The 664-nt window shown below is 48.8% G+C and carries 1 protein-coding gene; it reads left to right on the top strand.

Annotated features, from left to right (window positions below; all coding sequences use genetic code 11):
• A partial coding sequence (locus AAEY94_RS20605) for a response regulator (RefSeq protein WP_220487399.1) occupies nucleotides 1-664 on the top strand: 664 nt, incomplete at both ends.

Here is a 664-nt window from a genome sequence, read left to right on the forward strand (position 1 = left end):
TGACCAAAACGACTGACAACATTTTGCTAATCGACGACGATGAACGTCTCGCAGCAATGATCAAAGAGTATCTTGAGAAAGAGGGGTACTCTGTCACGTCTGCAATAGATGGTTCTTCTGGATTAGCTTTGCAGCAACAAGGAAATTTTCGAGCGGCAATTCTTGATTTAATGTTGCCTGATATTGATGGTTTGGAAGTATGCCGAACACTCAGGGCAACCGAAGCCATTCCCATTTTAATGCTCACTGCAAAGGGCGACCCGCTTGATCGTGTGTTGGGGTTAGAAATGGGGGCTGACGATTATTTGCCCAAACCATTTGAACCGCGAGAATTGCTCGCTCGGCTACGTGCCATATTGCGCCGAGGTACACATTCGCAAACCGTCAATGTCGTTCGCTTTGGCGCACTAGAAGTCGACAAGGATGCTATGGAGGCACGGATAGACGGCAAACGCTGCGACCTTACCTCCTATCAGTTCCAACTTCTTTCGATACTTGCAGACGGCGTAGGGCGAGTATTAACCCGCGACCAACTCATGAATGGACTTCAAGGGTCAGATTTGGAAGCCTTCGACCGTTCTATCGACGTGCATATATCTAGGTTACGCGCCGAGATTGAAACCGACCCTAAACAGCCTCGTCGTGTTATTACTGTGCGCGGTGT

This window comes from Shewanella sp. AC34-MNA-CIBAN-0136 (assembly GCF_040309945.1).
In the GTDB taxonomy this organism is placed as follows: domain Bacteria; phylum Pseudomonadota; class Gammaproteobacteria; order Enterobacterales; family Shewanellaceae; genus Shewanella.